19 protein-coding genes, 1 tRNA gene and 1 rRNA gene are annotated in these 18,657 nt (G+C 42.2%); 1 reads left to right on the top strand and 20 read right to left on the bottom strand.

The annotated features are described in order from the left end of the window. Positions 1-6: 6 nt before the first annotated feature. The 5 genes from Q7S11_04930 to rsmI form a co-directional block, all read right to left on the bottom strand. On the bottom strand, positions 7-1,521 hold the full coding sequence (locus Q7S11_04930) for a lamin tail domain-containing protein (protein ID MDO8573066.1): 1,515 nt from the start codon (positions 1,519-1,521) through the stop codon (positions 7-9). 13 nt (positions 1,522-1,534) lie between these two features. Then, on the bottom strand, positions 1,535-3,331 hold the full coding sequence (locus Q7S11_04925) for a type IV secretion system DNA-binding domain-containing protein (protein ID MDO8573065.1): 1,797 nt from the start codon (positions 3,329-3,331) through the stop codon (positions 1,535-1,537). 452 nt (positions 3,332-3,783) lie between these two features. Next, positions 3,784-4,875 (bottom strand): putative glycoside hydrolase, encoded by a 1,092-nt coding sequence (locus Q7S11_04920; GenBank protein MDO8573064.1) that lies wholly within the window; start codon positions 4,873-4,875, stop codon positions 3,784-3,786. A 113-nt stretch (positions 4,876-4,988) separates the two neighbouring features. Further along, positions 4,989-5,336: a hypothetical protein gene (locus Q7S11_04915; GenBank protein ID MDO8573063.1), complete on the bottom strand. Its 348-nt coding sequence runs from the start codon at positions 5,334-5,336 to the stop codon at positions 4,989-4,991. A gap of 47 nt (positions 5,337-5,383) precedes the next feature. Continuing rightward, on the bottom strand, positions 5,384-6,067 hold the full coding sequence (rsmI, locus tag Q7S11_04910) for a 16S rRNA (cytidine(1402)-2'-O)-methyltransferase (GenBank protein ID MDO8573062.1): 684 nt from the start codon (positions 6,065-6,067) through the stop codon (positions 5,384-5,386). 439 nt (positions 6,068-6,506) lie between these two features. Between rsmI and Q7S11_04905 the strand changes: the two genes are divergently transcribed. Next, positions 6,507-7,136, top strand: a complete 630-nt coding sequence (locus Q7S11_04905) for a hypothetical protein (protein ID MDO8573061.1) — start codon at positions 6,507-6,509, stop codon at positions 7,134-7,136. Positions 7,137-7,199: 63 nt separating this feature from the next. Here the strand turns inward: Q7S11_04905 and murC are convergent, their stop codons facing one another. The 15 genes from murC to Q7S11_04830 all read right to left on the bottom strand — a co-directional run bounded on the left by murC (position 7,200) and on the right by Q7S11_04830 (position 18,644). Next, positions 7,200-8,504 carry a UDP-N-acetylmuramate--L-alanine ligase gene (gene murC, locus Q7S11_04900; protein MDO8573060.1) on the bottom strand — a complete coding sequence of 435 codons (1,305 nt, stop codon included), beginning with the start codon at positions 8,502-8,504 and terminating at the stop codon, positions 7,200-7,202. After that, entirely contained in the window at positions 8,476-9,006 is a 531-nt protein-coding gene (locus tag Q7S11_04895; protein ID MDO8573059.1) for an NUDIX hydrolase, read from the bottom strand. Before Q7S11_04895 ends, murC begins: the two co-directional genes overlap by 29 nt. Positions 9,007-9,009: 3 nt before the next feature. Further along, complete coding sequence (gene murD / locus Q7S11_04890; protein ID MDO8573058.1) at positions 9,010-10,380, bottom strand: UDP-N-acetylmuramoyl-L-alanine--D-glutamate ligase; 1,371 nt, start codon at positions 10,378-10,380, stop codon at positions 9,010-9,012. An 88-nt stretch (positions 10,381-10,468) separates the two neighbouring features. Beyond that, positions 10,469-10,540: transfer RNA gene (locus tag Q7S11_04885), tRNA-Ile, on the bottom strand. Positions 10,541-11,092: 552 nt separating this feature from the next. Beyond that, positions 11,093-11,308: a hypothetical protein gene (locus Q7S11_04880; protein MDO8573057.1), complete on the bottom strand. Its 216-nt coding sequence runs from the start codon at positions 11,306-11,308 to the stop codon at positions 11,093-11,095. A 544-nt stretch (positions 11,309-11,852) separates the two neighbouring features. Continuing rightward, positions 11,853-13,448, bottom strand: a 16S ribosomal RNA gene (locus tag Q7S11_04875). 262 nt (positions 13,449-13,710) lie between these two features. Continuing rightward, positions 13,711-14,277, bottom strand: coding sequence for a hypothetical protein (locus tag Q7S11_04870; GenBank protein MDO8573056.1), 567 nt, complete (start codon positions 14,275-14,277; stop codon positions 13,711-13,713). 154 nt (positions 14,278-14,431) lie between these two features. After that, on the bottom strand, positions 14,432-14,842 hold the full coding sequence (locus Q7S11_04865; protein MDO8573055.1) for a hypothetical protein: 411 nt from the start codon (positions 14,840-14,842) through the stop codon (positions 14,432-14,434). 152 nt (positions 14,843-14,994) lie between these two features. Then, positions 14,995-15,132 carry a hypothetical protein gene (locus tag Q7S11_04860; GenBank protein MDO8573054.1) on the bottom strand — a complete coding sequence of 46 codons (138 nt, stop codon included), beginning with the start codon at positions 15,130-15,132 and terminating at the stop codon, positions 14,995-14,997. Positions 15,133-15,306: 174 nt separating this feature from the next. Beyond that, positions 15,307-16,254 (bottom strand): peptidoglycan DD-metalloendopeptidase family protein, encoded by a 948-nt coding sequence (locus Q7S11_04855; GenBank protein MDO8573053.1) that lies wholly within the window; start codon positions 16,252-16,254, stop codon positions 15,307-15,309. Between the two features lie 12 nt (positions 16,255-16,266). Continuing rightward, positions 16,267-17,214, bottom strand: coding sequence for a hypothetical protein (locus tag Q7S11_04850; protein ID MDO8573052.1), 948 nt, complete (start codon positions 17,212-17,214; stop codon positions 16,267-16,269). A 12-nt stretch (positions 17,215-17,226) separates the two neighbouring features. Beyond that, on the bottom strand, positions 17,227-17,688 hold the full coding sequence (locus Q7S11_04845) for an NUDIX domain-containing protein (GenBank protein ID MDO8573051.1): 462 nt from the start codon (positions 17,686-17,688) through the stop codon (positions 17,227-17,229). Positions 17,689-17,979: 291 nt separating this feature from the next. Then, positions 17,980-18,192 carry a DUF2283 domain-containing protein gene (locus tag Q7S11_04840; GenBank protein MDO8573050.1) on the bottom strand — a complete coding sequence of 71 codons (213 nt, stop codon included), beginning with the start codon at positions 18,190-18,192 and terminating at the stop codon, positions 17,980-17,982. Then, positions 18,189-18,404 carry a DUF4258 domain-containing protein gene (locus Q7S11_04835; GenBank protein ID MDO8573049.1) on the bottom strand — a complete coding sequence of 72 codons (216 nt, stop codon included), beginning with the start codon at positions 18,402-18,404 and terminating at the stop codon, positions 18,189-18,191. The genes Q7S11_04840 and Q7S11_04835 overlap by 4 nt, the downstream gene beginning before the upstream one ends. 78 nt (positions 18,405-18,482) lie before the next feature. Further along, positions 18,483-18,644, bottom strand: coding sequence for a hypothetical protein (locus Q7S11_04830; protein ID MDO8573048.1), 162 nt, complete (start codon positions 18,642-18,644; stop codon positions 18,483-18,485). Positions 18,645-18,657: the final 13 nt, after the last annotated feature.

The raw sequence follows: 18,657 nt of genomic DNA, 5'->3' as shown, positions 1-18,657 counted from the left end.
TATACCTTAAAATGGGATTTTGTCATCTTCTGTTTCTTCAATGATTTCATACGCGTCGGCTTCATTTTTTGCCAGTTCTAATGATGGATTACGCTTGGTGAAAAATGCACTTGCAATGCCAACCACCGCAAGCGCGCATACGCCCATGATCCACCAAAACAAAGAGTGAGTTTCTGGATAGATATTGTCCAGAGAAGCGGTTTGTGTGTTTTCTTCGGGAAGTTTCTTTTCGGCAACAATATTTTGAGAAAGAACGGTGTTGGTCATAGAACGTGAATCGTTAAGCGTAGAGCCCGTAGGTGCGGGGAGCACGGGTAGTTTTACGGTTTTGGATGCAACGATTGTTTTAGTATTATTCTTCGGCGCGACGGATATATTTGAAGGTGCCGCGGGAGAATATGGGTGTGCAAGGATACCATTGGGATAATAAAGAGCAACACTGGCCAGTGCGTTTGAAGTGACCCCGGTTACTTCGCTCCCAAATTTAATTTTTGCTCCTGCGGTAATAAACGTGTGCTCTGGGATAACGAATGTGAGATTGCCGGCGCGAATACTCCAAAAAGAGAGGTCAAGTTCGTATTGCGACTTATTGTGCAATTCAATAAATAAAGATTGCGAATCCCCAACCGAGGAAATAACGACATCGGCAGAAACCGCTTCAACGGTCACTCTATCAGAAGCGGAATAATATCCTGACGAGGCATCAATGGTAACAATGTACGTGCCTGGATAGCGATAAGCATGCGCAACGGTCTTTCCCTCGGCAGTATTCCCATCGCCAAAATTCCAAAGCATTCGAGCATTCTCAATCGGCTCTTTCTTGAGCCCCCACACCCTTCCAGAAAATGTAACGGTTCCTCCGACAACTGCCATTCGCTTCTTCTCCCCCGCAGAAGCGAAAATCTGCGGCTCTACGGAGAAAGACGAGCTCGCTGCGACGGTGGTGTTTGTACTTCCACTTCCCGTGCTTGTGGTGGAAGTTTCTTGTTGTGAAGTCCCGTTCTCTGTTGATGCGGAAGTAAGAGTATTGGGTGCACCCGGGGTTGGTGTTCCCCCCTGCCACACACTACCCACTTTCTGTAATGAATTTCCATCCCCGGCTCCCCCTTGGGTTGATGTGTAAATTACTCCATCAATATCGGCAAGATTTGCGTCATGAATACTCAAACTTTCGCCTGAGTTTAAAAGTGAGAATGAACTATCAAAAATGGTGCCAGAAAATCCTACATGATCTGTAAGAAACTTCGTAGAATCATTCGCAATAATCGCAAAACCACCCACAGGGATTGTCTCGCTTCCTTGCAAGAGCGTGATTGCGTGATTGGTATTTGCTTCATATAATTTCCATCCCGTGAGATTAACCGATTCGCTCCCCATGTTGGTAATCTCGACCCACTCACGTCCCGTATCGCTTCCTTCTTTGAGATCATACATAATCTCACTGAAAACAACCGCCGCGGAAGCAGTGGTTGCGGAAGTTACGAGAATAAAAAATATACAAAATTTATTAAGAAACCTCATTTTGTAAATTGACTTACCTGTCTACCTGTAACATTTTTCGCAACACATCTTCAGGAATTTCATTTTGTTTTTGACCGCCAGAAGTAGCCCCCAATTGCTGTTTTTGCGTATCGGCGTTTGGTTGCATTGGTTGCGTTGTCCGAGGAATTACCTGATTCAACGCCTTACTGTCATGTTTTATTTCCTTTATCCCCTGAATGGTATTCTTAGTACCATCGTATCTTGCCTCCTGGAGTACTTCTTTGAGCGCTTCTTTGAGTCCTAATATATTTTTTGAGAGAACCGTTAAACGCTTCCCTTGGGTTATGACTCCGGGGCTTTTCGTCTTAAGCGCATCAAGGGTGATGGGAGTTGGTTTTTTGGGTTCTACTTTTTTACTCCATTCTTCGGGAGGGTGATTTTCAAGCAAAGTATGAATCTGCGTTGGTGCGGGATGAGATTTTTCCAGGGGTTTAGATGCGCCTCCTAACGCTGGTATGGAAGTTTGGTTAATGGGTGTAATAGGCTTTGCGGGAATAATTGGCTGATACCATATCCGAATCGCTTCTTCCACTTCAGGACGAGGATACGCAAATGCTTTTTGAGAATTTTCTATCACTTGATTACGAGAGGATTTTTCGGGAAGAAGAATCGGCGGAAGGGTTGTCGCTGAAAACGGATGAGATGCGACGCCATCGATCATAAGTTTTAGATAAATTTGGTAAATCCCAAGATTAACCATATCTTCCGCCATAAATGCCGGCGCAAATTCTTTTTCGAGTGTTTCAGCATCAAATGCGCCCACCCGAAACATAATCATCGTACCCACGTTACCAAACACTGCGGCGCGCACTTCTTCAGACATCTGTTCAACATACTGATGGGCAATCGTAAGATTAAGTTTGTATTTTCTCGCTTCCGAGAGAATATCCGCAAATGATTCATTCGCAAATGACTGAAACTCGTCAACATAGAGATAAAAGTTGGGGAGTTTCTGCATCTCACGGTCGTGTATGTCGGCACGAGACATTGCCGCAAGATAAATTTTGGTAATAAGCATGCTTCCCAAGAGGTTTGCGTTACTTTCACCAATGCGCCCCTTGGAGAGGTTGATGATGAGAATCTTCCGTTCGTCTATTACTTTTCTAAAATCAAAACTTGATTTTGGTTGACCGATAATATTTCTAATGAGTGGATTCGCGGTAAATTGCCCAACTTTATTTTGAATTGCCGGAGTTGCTTCTTGAGTATAGCGGTCGGTATATTTTGCAAATTCATCAACCCAAAAAGATTTAACTGACGGATCTTTAATATTCTCAACCACGCGCTTGCGATATTCTTTGTCCGTAAGCATTCGATTAACACTCAAAAGTGTTGAATCGGGATATTCGAGGAGAGCCAAGAGTGTGTTGCTTAAAATATACTCCATGCGTGCAGACCATGCATCGAGCCAAATTTTCTTGAAAGCGCTCATGAGACCCGCTACTACCAAATGTCGCTTATCATAACCCACGTCTTCCATCACGTTAAATGAAATCGGATGGTCGGTATCAAACGGCGCGAAATAAATCACATCTTTGATACGTTCCTCGGGTATATATTCAAGAAGAAGCTCCGCGGTTTTACCATGCGGGTCAATAAACGCAAATCCCTCGCCATTCTTGATATCCTGCACTGCCATATTTTCAAGAAGTGTTGACTTCCCCATACCCGTTTTCCCAATTACGTAAACATGCTTGGTACGGTCTTTTGACTTAATGCCGAAAGGAACCCGCTTGTTACGGGCATCGGTTTGCGCAAAATACGTGACGGTATCTGACATTCCCTTCATAATACTATAGACATCGGTAAGAAAAAAGCCCCGTTACTATCCGTGGCTTTTTAAGTACCCTAGCAGGTATCATAGTTTACTATTTCCTGATTTAATATCAGGTGATTATTATTAACAAACTCGTCCATACAATCAGACAACCTGTCGGCATGGGATTTACTTAACGCTTCAAAACTTACTTCAAATACCTCGATTAACTCATCTTCTCCGGAAACTTTAGTTTTCGCTATAGTGCGTATTGTATTTGGACTTAATCCATTCCTTTGACATACATTCGTAAAATCTCTAATGATTGAGTATACTCGAAATACTTTTAATTCCGAAGAAAAAGTAACCACAAACAAGTTTTTATTCATAACCCCCCCCCATTGCATAAAGACATATTTCTACCATAACGCTACCACCATAACCACTCTTTGTCAAGAGTCTCTTGTTTTAGGCACTGACATTCTTTAATTGCCAAGTAATGCTTCTCGTGTGTATGTGTTCCCCGCGTCCCACAGCATCCATGAAGTTAGCCCCGCGTCGTAGGTTGCTTGTATCTGCGCGCGTACCATATCTGCTGTATACACCGCCCCCAAGTCGAAGTCTTGAATCCATGGACGAAGTTTAAGCGGGGTTGTACTTGCAGTCTTAAGGCGAGTTACTGCGGAATCCATTGAAAATTTTACAATCTCATAAGGATGGTCGGCTGGATTTTTGAAACCACGAAACGTAGGCGGATAATGCGATGGATATACCATGGGCGCGATAAAATCAAAATAAGGAGAAGTTTTTTCAAGCACTTGTCCGATATTGAGATCATCAGTATTTGTTGTTGTCATCCCAAAAAGATCGGCTGACAATGGGATTCCAGGAATCTTTTTTTTGAGAGTTCCACTCAAGTATTCAAAAAATCTGCGCATTGCTTCTGATTTTCCATTTACTGGATCCTTGCTTAGCACTTCATTGCTCCACGGAAAGTAGATATCTTGCATATTTCCATCAGATGGGAAACGAATGTAATCAAAATTGATTTCGTCAAAGCCAATGTTATATGACTCCTCCGCGAGCGTAACAAAATAGTCCCAAGCTTCATGGGCACCGGGGTCTATGTAACTAATCCCCTTCTTGTCTTTCCATAGCGCCCCCTTATCACTTGCTTTTTTGATTGCGAAATCAGGGCGCATTTTTGAAAGATACGGATCTTGGAATACGGTAATTCTTCCTATTACATAAATACCTTTCTCGTGTAATGTTCCGATAAATTTCATCATATCGTCCGCGCGACACGTCGGTGAAAGCTTATCTTTTAAAAGAGGGTTCTCGCTCCTGAATGAAATTCTTCCGCTATAATCTTTGATATCTATAATAATAGAATTTAGTTCCGTCGTATTAACAAGATCGAGAAGGCGCGCTCGAAAATCTCTTGTTCCTGCAACACACTGCGTCATATAGATTGCTTTAACTGCATTGGGTGTTTTTATGTGCGTTACAATAAATTTTTGTTCTTTTTTTACTTCGAGAGAAGAGCTTCCAATGACTTTGATGGTTTCTGGTGTCATAGAGGAATCATAGACCGTTGCGGTGAGTGGCGGAAGTGCGAAGTATAATACAGAAAAGGAGCCTATGATCAAAGCTCCACCAAGTAGTGATTTTATTCCACTCTTCTTCATTGTTAGGTAGACATTCCGATATTATCCTTCCGTGATTGTCTGCGTTCACGCACCAGTGGACGTCTTTGCTCTGATGGGTTTAATAATTCTCCGCCAACTGCAGGCTGTTTGCTTCCCTCTGACTGCGAGCCTGTTTGTATGCCTCGATTAGACGAGCTTATTCCGTGTTTACCGTTCTCAACTAATTGATTGCAATTGTTGCAATACTGAATATTTGAAAAATATGCAATGACGGCAACAGTAAGACCGATAATTACAAAAAATACATCTTTGACGATAAGAGGAAAACCCAAAAATGGCATGAGAGCGACAAGAATTCCCAGACCGATAATTGTTGAATGTTTTGACATAATGATAAAAATTAGAACGCTTTATGGAAAGTATTATATGCTACAAATTACTTTCCTTCAACCATTACCACAAACTCCCCCTTCACTTTATCTTTATTTTTTTCAAAATATTGGAGAATCTCTTGTGCTGTTCCCGTTACCATTTCCTCATATATTTTTGTAAGCTCTCGGGCTAAAACAATTTTGCGATCGGCACCCAAATGCTCCTTGAGTGATTCAAGTGTTTTTAAAATTCTGTGCGGGGATTCATAGAATACAGTCGTGCGCTTTGAGAAGGTGATCTCTTTAAAAAGCGTCTCCCTCCCCTTCTTGTGTGGAAGAAAGCCTAAAAATAGAAAGTCCGACGAGGGTAAACCGCTTGCCGAGAGCGCCGCGATAACTGCCGAAGGGCCGGGGATGGGAATAATGGCGACATCTTGTCCAAATTTTTCTTTGACTTGCAACACCAGTAAAACCCCCGGATCAGAAATGGTGGGAGTTCCCGCATCAGATACCAGTGCAAGATTTTTTCCTTCTTCAAGCAGTTCAAAAATTTTCTCCACTTTCGCAAGTCCACTATGGGAATGATAGCTCAATGTTGGCGTTTTGATATCGTACTTCTGCAAAAGTTTTTGTGTTGTGCGCGTATCTTCACATAGGATCATATCAACTTCCTTAAGCACGCGAATTGCTCGAAGGGTGATGTCTTCAAGGTTTCCAATGGGCGTTGCGACTATATAGAGCGTGGGCATGAGAGCATACTACGCAAAAAAAACGGCGTGAGCAAGTTTGCTCACGCCGAATCACACTGTTTCTTGTTGTTAATCAAGAAGAAAGGAGTTTTCTTAGGCGGACCCCACTCTTTATTGCCATTTGTTCGATTTGACCAAGATAAGAAAAGAATTCCAGGTTAAGTGGAATAACTTTGAGGTTGTCGTGACGACCAATGCATTCCCTTGACGGCCTCCATAGGTTTGAAAGGGTTAGGCACCATTCACCGACGCATTCTTGTTCTGGTAATTTTAGCACACCGTTCATAGTTTTACTCCTTTTTCAATGAAACAATACATCTATCCTTAATATACCTGCATAAGAGTATTTATCTAGAAAAACACTATTGTTGCCTTGCGCTTTGGGAATAAGTTTTGTAGTCTTCACTAAGAGCCTAACCACCTGATTGAGGAGAACCGTATGAATAGAAAGATCATTGTCATTGGATTAACTGGCCAGATTGGTGCGGGGAAAGGAGTTTTGGCCAACATTTTAGTGGAAGAATTTGGATTCATTTATTTCTCACTCTCGGATCGTGTTCGGAAAATTGCTACGGCGCGAGAACAGGGGCCGCGAGATGAACAGACTGGTCGTGAATTTCTACAAAATATTGGAAATGACGCGCGCATACAATTTGGCGGAGAGGCGCTCGCAGAACTTACCGCTGGTTGCGCCTTCGCTGATTTAGCTGGTGGTAAAGATCGCATCATCTTCGACGGCATTAGAAACCCCAATGAAGTATCCTTCTTGAAACGAATCCCGGGATTTAAATTGATCGCTGTTATCGCGACGCAAGAAAAGCGATTTGAGAATGTTATTGCCCGTGATAGGCCAACAGATCCTAAATCGTGGAAAGACTTCCGTCGCCTTGATGATAGGGACCTGGGAATCGGTGAGAATGCGCTCGGTCAAAATGTCATGCAGTGTATTGAGATGGCTGACCTCACACTCTTAAATGCTGACACCAAAGAGAACTTCACGATTAAAGTACAAGGGCTTGCAAATAAACTCGTGGGACAAAATCGCCGCAAGGTGGCGCGACGAGTTTAACCATTTTTTTACTCGATACGCGCCAGTGTATAACACTGGCGCGTTTTTTATTGGAGGTGCAAATTATTTTTTCTTAGTGATCAATTTTTCACCGATCTCATAAATATTCCCCGCGCCCATAGTGATGACGATATCATCTTTTTTTGCCTTTTTCCTAAGGTAGCTTTCAATCGAAAAAAATCCGCCTTTATAGTGTACATTTTTATGATACTTTCCCATCCGCTCCGCAAGTATGCGCGAAGAGATACTTCCATCATCAACTTCACGCGCCGCATAAATATCCGCGAGAATAATTTCATCAACATCTCTAAAACTTTTTGCCAAATCACTGAGAAGCAATTTCGTGCGAGAAAACAAATGGGGCTGGAATGCAACAATAATTCTCTTGTTCGTATACATCGCGCGAAATCCGGCAAGGGTCGCTCGGATTTCTGTTGGGTGATGCGCATAATCATCAAAAAGAAGAGCTCCGCACTTCATTGTCCCCTTATATTCCGTTCTTCGCCATGTACCATGAAATTCTTTAAGTGCCCCAAGTACTACCACTTCATCAATATCAACAAGTTTTGCCACGGCAAGTGCCGCTTTTGCATTCTCTATGTTGTGATAACCGGGAATTGGTATGGTGATGTTTGTTTTTGTCTTTGTGTAATCAATGATTTTTCCGCGAATTCCTTTAAGCGCAGGTTTTACCCGTTTATCGCCAGGATTACAAACAATGAAACCGCCCTTGGGAACCTTAAGCGCAATCTCGTTGAATGCTTTTTGAATATTTTTAAGATTGCCATAGTAATCGAGGTGGTCGTTGTCGATGTTGGTAATAACAAGAATCTGGGGTGAAAGATTGAGAAATGATCTGCGGTATTCACATGCTTCTACTACAAAATATTTGCTGTTTCCGGGAACAAAATTATCTTTCTGTTTCTTAAGGAAACTGCCCACCACAACCGTCGGATCCTTTTTTGCCGCAATCATAATCTCGGCAATCATTGCCGTTGTGGTCGTTTTACCGTGTGTCCCCGAAACCGCAATGGTATACATCCCCTGTGAAATACGCCCCAGCATTTCGGGATATGAGTACGCGGGAATACCTTCGCGTCGCGCTTTTACAAGCTCGGGATTATTCCCGGGTACAGCGGGAGAATACACCACAAGGCCAACACCATCTGCAATGTTTGATTCCTGGTGTCCGATATATATTCGTGCACCGAGACGTTTAATGCGTTCCGTCACGGGAGATGGAGCGCTGTCAGAACCACTTACTTTTTTTCCATTCAAAAGCATCATACGCGCAATGGCTGACACGCCGATCCCGCCGATACCGATGAAGTGGACTTTTTTAAATTTTAGAAGATTTACTTTTGACATACTTGATATAATTTCTCACTATTTGAGACTCATCTAAATCATTTCTATTATTATATCTACGTCCTTGTTCCATAAAAGCGCGGTCAAGGTCTTCTGCTTTGATCCATTGAATTACACTTTTAGATTCTACTTCATCTTGGTCCCTAGTAATAGGGTTGAATTCGGTCATTCCAACATGAAAATAGAGAGTTATTTTTTCAACTTCAACTTTACTTACCCTGAGCGGGAAAGATGATTTTATTGAACCAATATAAGCCTTCAATGTTCCTCGTGCTCCAAATTCTTCTTGTAGGCCTCGACTTATTGCTGTTTCCAGAGACTCGTTGGGTTGAATGGTCTCGCGCATTAATAAATATAAGTCGCTCTTCCCCTCGGACTCAATGGGCAAATCTGCTCTTTTATAGAAATGACAACAAATCAGCCCGTCATTATTTGTCAAAACTACTCCTACTGAAATATGAAATGGATATTCCTTACTAGCCTGAAAAATATTTTGATTCATGTTTTATAATTTACTTACTAATTTATTAAACTGATCCCCCCTATCATACTCATTTTTAAATATACCAAAACTTGCCGCGCCAGGAGAAAGAAGGACGGTGTCTCCCCTTCTTGCATGCACGTGCGTGAATCGTATGGCATCTTTCATATTTCCCACAACAGCCATCGGATATTTTGTTTTCTTGGGTAATAGCTTCACAATCTTATCAGTCGCGGTTCCCTTAATGAGCGCTAATGCTTTTACGGTCCGGTTAATATTCCGAGCCATTTCATCAAAAATAAGCTCCTTGTCGTTCCCACCCGCAATGAGAATGATATTACGCTTCTTTCCGGAAAGCGCTGCGAGCGCGACGCGATTGCCATCAGGTGTTGTTGCGGTAGTGTCATTATAATACTTCACTCCGCGCACTACGCGCACAAACTCAAGACGTCCGGGTACTCCCTTAAAATTCTCCACTCCCTGTTTGATTGCTTTTTCATCAACACCAAGCGCCTGACACGCCCTCATTGCAAGAGCAACATTCTCACGATTATGTATTCCCAAGATTTTCACTTTCCACGAGATAGGTACACTTGACCTTCCTACAATCCAAAGCCTCGCTTTGGATTGTAGGTTTCCAAAGTTTCCAAAGCGAGGCTTTGGATTGTTGTGTGTCATTATTTCAAGTGCTATTTGTTTACCAAGCACCAATGTATCGCCCTTTTTTTGATATTTAAAAATGTTTGTCTTGTCGTTAAAATACTGGTCCATATCGCCCCGATAATAATTCATATGGTCACGCATAAAGTTAGTGAACACTGAAACGTGAGGACTTAGTTTTGCATCCCCGAATCCTTGAAGTTGCCATGAGTCAAGTTCGAGAACAACCACGTCACCAGGTTTTACTTTTTTTAAAAGAGGCAAGGTGGCAATGCCACGAATATTTCCACCAAGAAACACCCTCTTCCCCGCACACTTGAGTATTTCATAAATAAGATTAGTCACCGTTGTTTTTCCCCGCGTGCCCGTGATGCCGACAATTGTAACTCCACGGGGAGCTAGGCGCATGAAGAGAGAAGCATCCATCTCTATGGGAATTTTGTTTTTTTGCGCTTCTTTTATAAAAGAAGAATCGAGAGGAACGCCTGCCGCCTTGATAATCATATCGCGGTTACGGAAATCTTTAAGTCGATGTTCTCCTAAAACATAGGTGATGTTTTTAAATTTTTTCAGTTTCTTAAGAGAACTTTTGAGCTGTTCTTTTGTTTTAAGGTCGGTAATCGTGAGCTGCGCGCCATTCTCCGCAAGAAATTTTCCTACATTCACTCCTCTCCCCAAAAGCCCCAAGCCGAGCATAGTGATCTTTTTGTTTTTAAAATAATCCTTAAATTCCATAATTATACTGATTCTAGCACAGCAAAACAGGAGACAAAGAATTTGCCAAAAATCTTGATCTTATTGAGAAAATAGATACCGCCCTGTGTGCGAGCGGAAGGAATCGGACCTTCGACCTCTGTCTTATCAGGACAGCGTTCTACCACTGAACTACGCTCGCACGCATGGTACTATCTTAAAAAGTTCTTACTTTTGATTCGAGCACCGTGGGTTACATAACCTTGTTATTAGGACAGCATTCTATCACCGAACTGCACTCGCAAAAGTAAATTGCACTATATCAAAAAAGTCCTGCAATCGCAATAACTTTATTCATTGCATTCCTTACGACCATTGTGCTACTTTATATACAGGTAAACAACCGCAGAGAGGACATATTCGCATGTGCAGAACAAAAAGGCTGGCGAAGAACCATACTCATATTCGCAGAAGCGAGGGTGTTATCCGTACAACAAAACCACAAGCGCGATTGCGTCCCCCGCAAGCCGTGATCCAATTGGGAAAAGACACGCGTTCACGTAATTACGATCGCAGGCAACGACACGAATCTCACGCACATTAATTCTATTTTTCTGAAAGATTCCTCCGATTCACCCCGGCAAGTATCTATGCCGGGGATTTTTTTGCAAAAAAAGACCGAGCTGTACTTATCGTACTGACTCGGTCTGGAGAGTGACGGCCGTTGTTTAACGGCTACCGCCTAAAAGACTTACTATGTCCAATAACCATCAATGCTTTTAAATGCGGCGGCAATACCAATTATTGCCATTACAAGGCCAGCACCAAGTGAGCCAGCTTCTATTGTCGAAGCTCCTCCGAAAACAAAAAACAGTCCAGTGAAAAAAAGGATTTTTGACCGTTTTTCTGCAATAGCAACCGCCTTGGCAGAAAATTTCGGGGTATTCTTCATTTCTTTCATGACGGACATAGTTCCCTCCTTGGGAAAAATTGTGACGAAAAGGACTAAAAATAAAACCTATGCTAGGGAAAAGTATAGCATAGGTTTACAATTTTGTCAAGCATTATTTCATTAATACGTATTGAACCGAATAATTGCGGTTATTATAGGCTCAAGAAACATAATAATCGCAATTATAATGATCGCGATGACATAAGCCGGTTGAGCGCATTTGTTAAGCACCCGATCAAAGGTTGGTATAGGGGTTGGCATAGAAATCCCTCCGAAACAAGGTTGATTTGTCCTTCTCTACCCTACCACCTTTGCATAAAACTTGAAACCCCGCCCTCCCTGTACAGGGAGGGCGGGGTTTCTTCCGCTCCTTTTTCAATCCACATTAAATTAAAGTAATATTCTTTCTCTTGTTCCGTTCCAACCCAGTGGGTTTTTTATCCCGATAATCCTCGGGACTGGAGATTCACATTTAAGATTGAGAATCATCATCTCTCTTTGCGCGAAGCAAAGAGACCGACACGATAAGTTCTTCCCTCCGAAGAGTTAAGAACGGTTTTCACCTTGAAATAATCCACGACCAGCTTCCGCTAGCCGTGCCTTGTTACGACTTCGTCCCTGTCACCAAACTTACCTTAGGTCCTGCTACGCAGGAACTTCGGGTATTCTCGGCTTCCTTGACGTGACGGGCGGTGAGTACAAGACTTGAGAACGTATTCACCGCGGTATAGCTGACCCGCGATTACTAGCGATTCCGGCTTCATGAGGTCGAGTTGCAGCCCTCAATCCGAACTGAGGCCACCTTTATAAGGATTGGCTCGGGCTTTCGCCGTCGCGACCTGTTGTAGTGACCATTGTATCAAGTGTGCAGCCCAGGGTATCAGAGGGACATGCTGACCTGGCGTCATCCTCGCCTTCCTCCCAGCCCGGTGTTCGCGAAGCGAACACAGTTTTTAGTTAATAGTTTGTAGTTTCTAGTAAAAATAATTATTTATTTCACTAAAAACTAAAAACTAAAAACTAGTAACTGCGCACTCCGTGCGCACTGGGCTGGGCAGTCTCGCCTGACAAATATAACAGGCAACGAGGGTTGCGTTCGTTACCCCACTTAAGGGAACAATTCAAACCACGAACTGACGACGGCCATGCATCACCTGTCCAAACGTCCTTGTGAGACTACCTACGTTTCTGCAGATATTCGTTTGGATTTCAAACCCTGGTGAGGTTCTTCGTTTACCGTCGAATTAAGCCACCTGATCCACCGCTTGTGCAAGTCCCCGTCTATTCCTTTGAGTTTTAGCCTTGCGGCCGTACTTCCCAGGCGGATCTCTTAACGCGTTAGCTTCGCCTCTCAGAGGGTCGATACTCCGAAAAGCTAGAGATCATCGTTTAGGGCGTGGACTACTGGGGTATCTAATCCCATTCGCTACCCACGCTTTCGTGTTTCAGTGTCAGAAATGCGCCAGCATATTGCCTTCGCTTTTGGTGTTCCCCATGATATCAACGGATTTCACCCCTACACCATGAGTTCCATATGCCTCTCACACTCTCAAGCAATGCCGTTTCCCCTGCGAGTTCCCGGTTAAGCCGGGAAATTTAACAGAAGACTAACATCGCCACCTACACACCCTTTACGCCCAGTAATTTCGGATAACGCTTGGGGCACTCGTTTTACCGCTGCTGCTGGCACGAGTTTAGCAACCCCTTATTCGTAGAGTACTATCAATAACTTTCTCCCCTACAAAAGATCTTTACATCCCGAAGGACTTCATCAATCACGCGGCGTCGCTCCATCAGGCTTTCGCCCATTGTGGAAGATTCTCGACTGCAGCCACCCGTAGGTGTATGGTCCGTGTCTCAGTACCATCGGTGGGGGTCAGGCTCTCACCTCCCCTAAACGTCATAGCCTTGGTAAGCCATTACCTTACCAACTAGCTGATATTGCATAGGCTCTTCCTGAAGCGATAAATCTTTACTCCGTAGAGACTATCGGGAATTATCCAATCTTTCGACTGGTTATGCCCGACTTCAGGGTAGATTCCTATGTATTACTACCTCGTCTGCCAAGGATTTAAACTTGCGTCTAAACCCTTTAGACTTGCATGCCTTATCCACGCCGCCAGCGTTCATCCTGAGCTAGGATCAAACTCTTAATATAAATCTGCAAAGCAAATTTATTGGAACGGAACAAAAGAAAAAATATTAACTAACTTGGACTTACTTACTTATTGTGGACTATTCTGTTGTTAAGGAACTGAAAAAGCGCTCTTACAGCGCTCCACAATTATACTTATATACGAAAGAAGGTCAAGCCCTTATTTTAAAGGTAAAAATAAGATGGGGGAAGAAAAAAGCACCCCCGTAGAGACGGGGGTGCCAAAGTAAAAACTGAGACAAACCAACAACCGATATTCCTTGATTTAAAACGGAACCGCCGGAACAAAAAATGGATCCGGGGTTTCGAGGAATTCCGGAGTAATGCCGAATTTTTTGAGACCTGTCGCCAGGGGATTTTTCCAGGTGAAAGGATTTCTCCACGTGAAAGAAAATTCATTCCCGATAATGATCACACTCGAAGGGAACTCCTTGGTTTTGATTGCTGTCGCAAAACCTTCGAGACTAAATTTTCCCTCTCTTATTTCGAGAATATGTTCTTGGGGAATATATTCGTGTGAATCAAAACAACATCGTATCTGCTCGATTGCTTCATTCCGCTCACGTTTTCGTCTGTCGAAAGACGTGATCGCAAGATAGACCTTGTTGGTGATTCTTGTGTCTACCACGGAACCGTTCCTTCGTCGGTTAATTATTTTTGTCCTCTGGTAATACTCCTTCACCGCACGCCTACAATGCAGACGAGTTTGGGGATCCAGCTGAACAATGCCCGCTATGCATGAAACTCTCCCAACAACAAAAATTGTTACTGAATTGTCTTCTTTCTTTTCTGTCTGTTCGTCCTTACCAGTAAAAATTGTATCGGCGACCATGATGTCTCCTTTATCTGTTTTTCCGGTTATGTGATTATAAGGTACAAAATTCCAAAAAGAATCGTACCACGTTACTATAAATAAGTAAACACCCATCAATTCTGCAAGGTAAAGCCCGCACGAACATAGTTCGTGCGGGCTTACAAAAATTTAATTACGCTACAACTTGAGTAGCAACAATTGGCTCATAGAGGAACAGGGATGGATGTACTGTCCTGCGGTCATGAAGACATTGAACGTGGACAGTACAGGTATGTGTTTTTTTGTTTTCATCCGTAAATGCAAACTGAAGAAAATCCTTGTTTTTCTTGTCTCTTCCTATAATACGGACCAAAACATTTTCCCTCCCCTCACTGATTCGCTCATCGATAAAGCTTTGAAGGTCACCACAATTTGTTTGAAAAAACGCTATTCCTTGTGTTTTCCCCATCCTGTCGACTAAACCTCTCCTGTGGTCGACGAGCGTTGCGTGAGTATCTTGAAGAAAGATTGTCGCCTCTTGCTCTCTGGTTGTCTTGACGCCAACCTTAAGTAGGATTGATGTGCGATTCACTGGTTCATTCATTGGTAGTTTCTCCTTATTGCCATGTTGTTTGCCGTTGAATTCACTTAAGCATCCTGATGACACTATGTTGCGCGTGTTATCTGGAATTCATTATAAATAAAAGACAATGATCGAGTCAACGAAGTTGTGCACAGCAGACAGTCAAGAAAAAATTAGGTTTTTTTCTTGTCTTGAAGTAATTTCATCGTCACCAACAGCGGCGAGCCGAGAAAGATTGATGAGTAGGTTCCAAAAAATATTCCGATGAGAAGAATGAGGGAGAAATTTTTTGTTGCGTTGCAGTTTTTCAATTGAAACGAGCAATGGACTTCCTAAGAAAATAGACGAGTAAACAGTGGTGGCTGTCCCCTTTATCTTATCTTTATCCTTTATCTTTATTCTTTATTACTGTTTTCTTTTTGGCTTTTGTAGGTACCTTACAAAAAAAGACCCGACCGCGATTTCTCGCTGTCGGATCAATATGTTTATCGACTGAATGGTAGCCCAAGTTCTCCAACTTTCGAAAAGTACAGGTGATTAAGAAACTTAGCTTCTTTTTCAACTTCTAAATGCAAGTGAGATTGATTTATTTTTGCTGTCGAATACACAATGTCACTATTTTTTGAAGGAGTAACAATTTTACCCAACAATACCCCCTTTGACACGATAGCCCCTTCTTGAACAAAAAGTTCTCCAAGCATAAGATAACGAACAATTAAGTTATCTCCCATAATAGATACCCCAAAAGATTTTTCAATATCGTCACCAATCAGAGACACTTTGCCAGACAAAGTAGCGTACACGCAAGTACCTTCATTGACATAGATATCGAGCCCTTTGTGAGCCAAGCGTGTTGCTCCAGATATGCAATATTGACGCACCCCTAAACGCCCGAACTTAGGAACAAGAGTGGTGAGTCTCAATGCTTCGTTAGCCACGAAAAGATCAAAAACAGTCTTTGAGAATGTAAACCGCTTAAGTCCACCTTTTTGATCAAAATCTGTTACTTTGGAGAGACGAACTCCGAACTTACTTGTTGATTCAATAAGCCATTGTTCTCCATCAAAGTCGCGCCCTAAATAAAGACCGACATGATTCCATGTTTTATCAGGAGCCTCATTTAATGAGGCGTACTTTACTAACACGTCCCCGGGAATCATTTCACTCAATGAAGAGACTGTTTGTCCTGACATCGCCGTCCGCTGATTTTCTGCAACAAAAGGAATGCCGATTGCCGCTCCTTCCCAGTAAGACTGGGAAACTAAAGTTGAACAATCAATGGTAGTCTTATCATCCAATTCCTCACTTCTCTGGTAAGAGAAATCTAAAAATTGAATAGCTCTTTTGCAGATGTTGTGAGACTCAGTTCCCAGTAGAAATCCCTCGTCTACCATTCGGGCGATTATTTCGTTAATAACCACTTGACTATTCATGAGTATTACTCCTTATGTAGATAGGTTAAATTCAGAACGCTTGAATGTATTTTCCCAAGCAACAGGATTGCACGCCTGCTTCCCAAAGAAATTTTTAAGTTCCTCTAATTCCCCGCTCATCATTGATTGAAGTAATCGAGCGACAAAATCTTTGCCACCCCAATGCTCAATAAATAATCTGCTTGGTTCAGTAACTGCCCTAAAAAATTTATGGGCACGAGGAAGTACAACTGTGTCGAATGACTCAAGAAAAACTTCTTTCATGATTTCAGCTTCAAGTTTTTTTGTAACAGGTGGATATCCTCTGGTTGCCTGTTTCATTGATTCTGCAACGATTAGTACGATTGCTCCATCCATAAGCACATTTAGATTGATTGCTTGGGGCGATTGCACCGTGAGTTCTGGTGATGAGTACGAAAGACCATCTTGATTTCGAAAATTGACTCCATACTGCTCTCGGTATATCTCGGGAACTCGACGCTTACCTGCTTCTATTGAAGTTGCAGGAACGCGTAACGCCCTTCTGAATGACCTAAAGGTTGAATGATGGAAAAAGTCGTGCAAGAATCCTCGTGCAAGTTCAACAGCCAAGACTTCTTTAGAAACTATCCCTTTATTCAACGCTACAGAAAATGCCGCGTGATACCAGTATTGGTATCCGAAGCAGTGCTTGTCATAGAATCCCCCAATTTCAGTTTTTTCTGGAGGTTCTGCGATGTAATACCGACTACTCTCAATGTGATGCAACTGAACACCGTATTGCTTAAAGCATTCCTCAGTACATTGCTGCACGATGTCCCAAAAAAGACCGGTGTCCACCATATCTTGAATACTCGAGTCAGATAAATTAACGGGATTTACGATAGTGGCAATTTCCAAGGGGTCAACACTTCTGATATTTTCGAGATAGGTTCTAATATATCGTTGATCTTCTGCTGTGCCTATGTATCTTTCGTTCACGCTACACCTCCGTTACCAATGTTGACTGACAGGTTTTTGCTTAAGCCATTCTTGTATTCGGCGTACGGTGCCCGGCGATGTTTCATCGGGCAACATACGAGGATTAAAGAAATTCCACATTTCTATTTCGAAATGTTTTTTCGCGGAAATGTTAAACGAAGTGACGACAAAAACGATAACGGTATCTTTTTTATACTCATGTTCATTTTGGTATTCTCCAAGGATGGTGACTTGAGACAGGGCAGTAATCCCAAGTTCTTCCTTGAGTTCCCTCCGCATTGTTTCCTCTCCAGACTCATTTTTTTTTGACTTACCTCCCGGAAGAAACCATCCTTCACCGTATTTATGTCGAAGGAGAATAATATTCCCAGCGGGGTTTACCAGAATAGCGCGGGCACCTTTTGTGGTTGGACGGACAAGCCACCAATAAAACCGCCTTATTTTTAGGACAATTTGTAAAAGTAATTTCATCATAGCGATTCCTTTTCATTTTAGTACTTTTGCAGGTTGGGTGAGTGATGCTCATATTTGTCAAAGAACGAAAAACTCTGTTCGCAGGGTAAAACAAAAACTAAGAAAAATATAGCTTTTGTTGTGTACAATTTTGATAAAACCATGCCTACCTTTTCCTGTTATTTTTATAGCATAGATTTGTATTATATACAAGCCCCTGCACGCTAGATTCAATCTGTTAGTGCAACACTTTGATTAGTTAATGGGGACAGCCACCATTTTTTTGTCTTTTATGTGGTCTAATACTAATATCTACACAAAAACAGGAATGCCGGTTTTTATAGAACTTTTAATCTGTTTTTCTGATACTTGGGATGAAACATCTAAAACTTCTATACCAATCACCTTGCCCTTTCTATCAAGGTCAACGATGACTGAATCTTTCATTTCCACAGTCTTAAAAACCTTTCCTTTGTGGAAATGGATATACATAGCGTCTGCAATTTTGTCGTAATCTATTTTCATATATAGTAAGCGGTTAAAACAATGACATCTTCTCTTGATTTTAAGTATACAACTACGAGTGTCTTGCCGTCAAATGATCTCCTGCACTTTATTTTATCGTTAGGAAGAACTTCTGAAAGATCGGGCTTATTGATAACGGACTTGATATTTTCAATGCTGATTTTTCTTTCCAAAATTCTGTATTGCGCATGATTAGTAAATCTAAATTTCATATCAATATATTACAAAAGTCCAACCTTAAATACAATTTTCAGGGTCAAACTTTTATTGGTGACTCCCGAGTGAGTGTATTACTTTTTCTTCTTATCTTGAAGCAATTTTGTCGTCACCAACAGCGGCGAGCCGAGGAAAATAGATGAGTACGTTCCGAAGAACATTCCGATGAGAAGAATGAGTGAGAAATCTTTTGTTGATGTAGGACCAAAGAAATAGAGGGCAAAGAGCACAAGGATGATGGTGAGCGAG

Source organism: bacterium (genome assembly GCA_030648955.1).
Taxonomy (GTDB): domain Bacteria; phylum Patescibacteriota; class Minisyncoccia; order Phycocordibacterales; family JAUSHB01; genus JAUSHB01.
This window is presented reverse-complemented; position numbering and strand designations above follow the sequence as displayed.

What these genes read in the sequence shown, in the direction of transcription:
- Q7S11_04920 (MDO8573064.1), bottom strand. Translation starts at nt 4,875, where the DNA reads ATGACACCAGAAACCATCAAAGTCATTGGAAGCTCTTCTCTCGAAGTA.
- Q7S11_04855 (MDO8573053.1), bottom strand. Translation starts at nt 16,254, where the DNA reads ATGAATAGTCAAGTGGTTATTAACGAAATAATCGCCCGAATGGTAGAC.
- Q7S11_04870 (MDO8573056.1), bottom strand. Translation starts at nt 14,277, where the DNA reads ATGGTCGCCGATACAATTTTTACTGGTAAGGACGAACAGACAGAAAAG.
- Q7S11_04930 (MDO8573066.1), bottom strand. Translation starts at nt 1,521, where the DNA reads ATGAGGTTTCTTAATAAATTTTGTATATTTTTTATTCTCGTAACTTCC.
- murD (MDO8573058.1), bottom strand. Translation starts at nt 10,380, where the DNA reads ATGGAATTTAAGGATTATTTTAAAAACAAAAAGATCACTATGCTCGGC.
- Q7S11_04895 (MDO8573059.1), bottom strand. Translation starts at nt 9,006, where the DNA reads ATGAATCAAAATATTTTTCAGGCTAGTAAGGAATATCCATTTCATATT.
- murC (MDO8573060.1), bottom strand. Translation starts at nt 8,504, where the DNA reads ATGTCAAAAGTAAATCTTCTAAAATTTAAAAAAGTCCACTTCATCGGT.
- Q7S11_04925 (MDO8573065.1), bottom strand. Translation starts at nt 3,331, where the DNA reads ATGAAGGGAATGTCAGATACCGTCACGTATTTTGCGCAAACCGATGCC.
- rsmI (MDO8573062.1), bottom strand. Translation starts at nt 6,067, where the DNA reads ATGCCCACGCTCTATATAGTCGCAACGCCCATTGGAAACCTTGAAGAC.
- Q7S11_04865 (MDO8573055.1), bottom strand. Translation starts at nt 14,842, where the DNA reads ATGAATGAACCAGTGAATCGCACATCAATCCTACTTAAGGTTGGCGTC.
- Q7S11_04915 (MDO8573063.1), bottom strand. Translation starts at nt 5,336, where the DNA reads ATGTCAAAACATTCAACAATTATCGGTCTGGGAATTCTTGTCGCTCTC.
- Q7S11_04840 (MDO8573050.1), bottom strand. Translation starts at nt 18,192, where the DNA reads ATGAAAATAGATTACGACAAAATTGCAGACGCTATGTATATCCATTTC.
- Q7S11_04835 (MDO8573049.1), bottom strand. Translation starts at nt 18,404, where the DNA reads ATGAAATTTAGATTTACTAATCATGCGCAATACAGAATTTTGGAAAGA.
- Q7S11_04880 (MDO8573057.1), bottom strand. Translation starts at nt 11,308, where the DNA reads ATGTCCGTCATGAAAGAAATGAAGAATACCCCGAAATTTTCTGCCAAG.
- Q7S11_04845 (MDO8573051.1), bottom strand. Translation starts at nt 17,688, where the DNA reads ATGATGAAATTACTTTTACAAATTGTCCTAAAAATAAGGCGGTTTTAT.
- Q7S11_04905 (MDO8573061.1), top strand. Translation starts at nt 6,507, where the DNA reads ATGAATAGAAAGATCATTGTCATTGGATTAACTGGCCAGATTGGTGCG.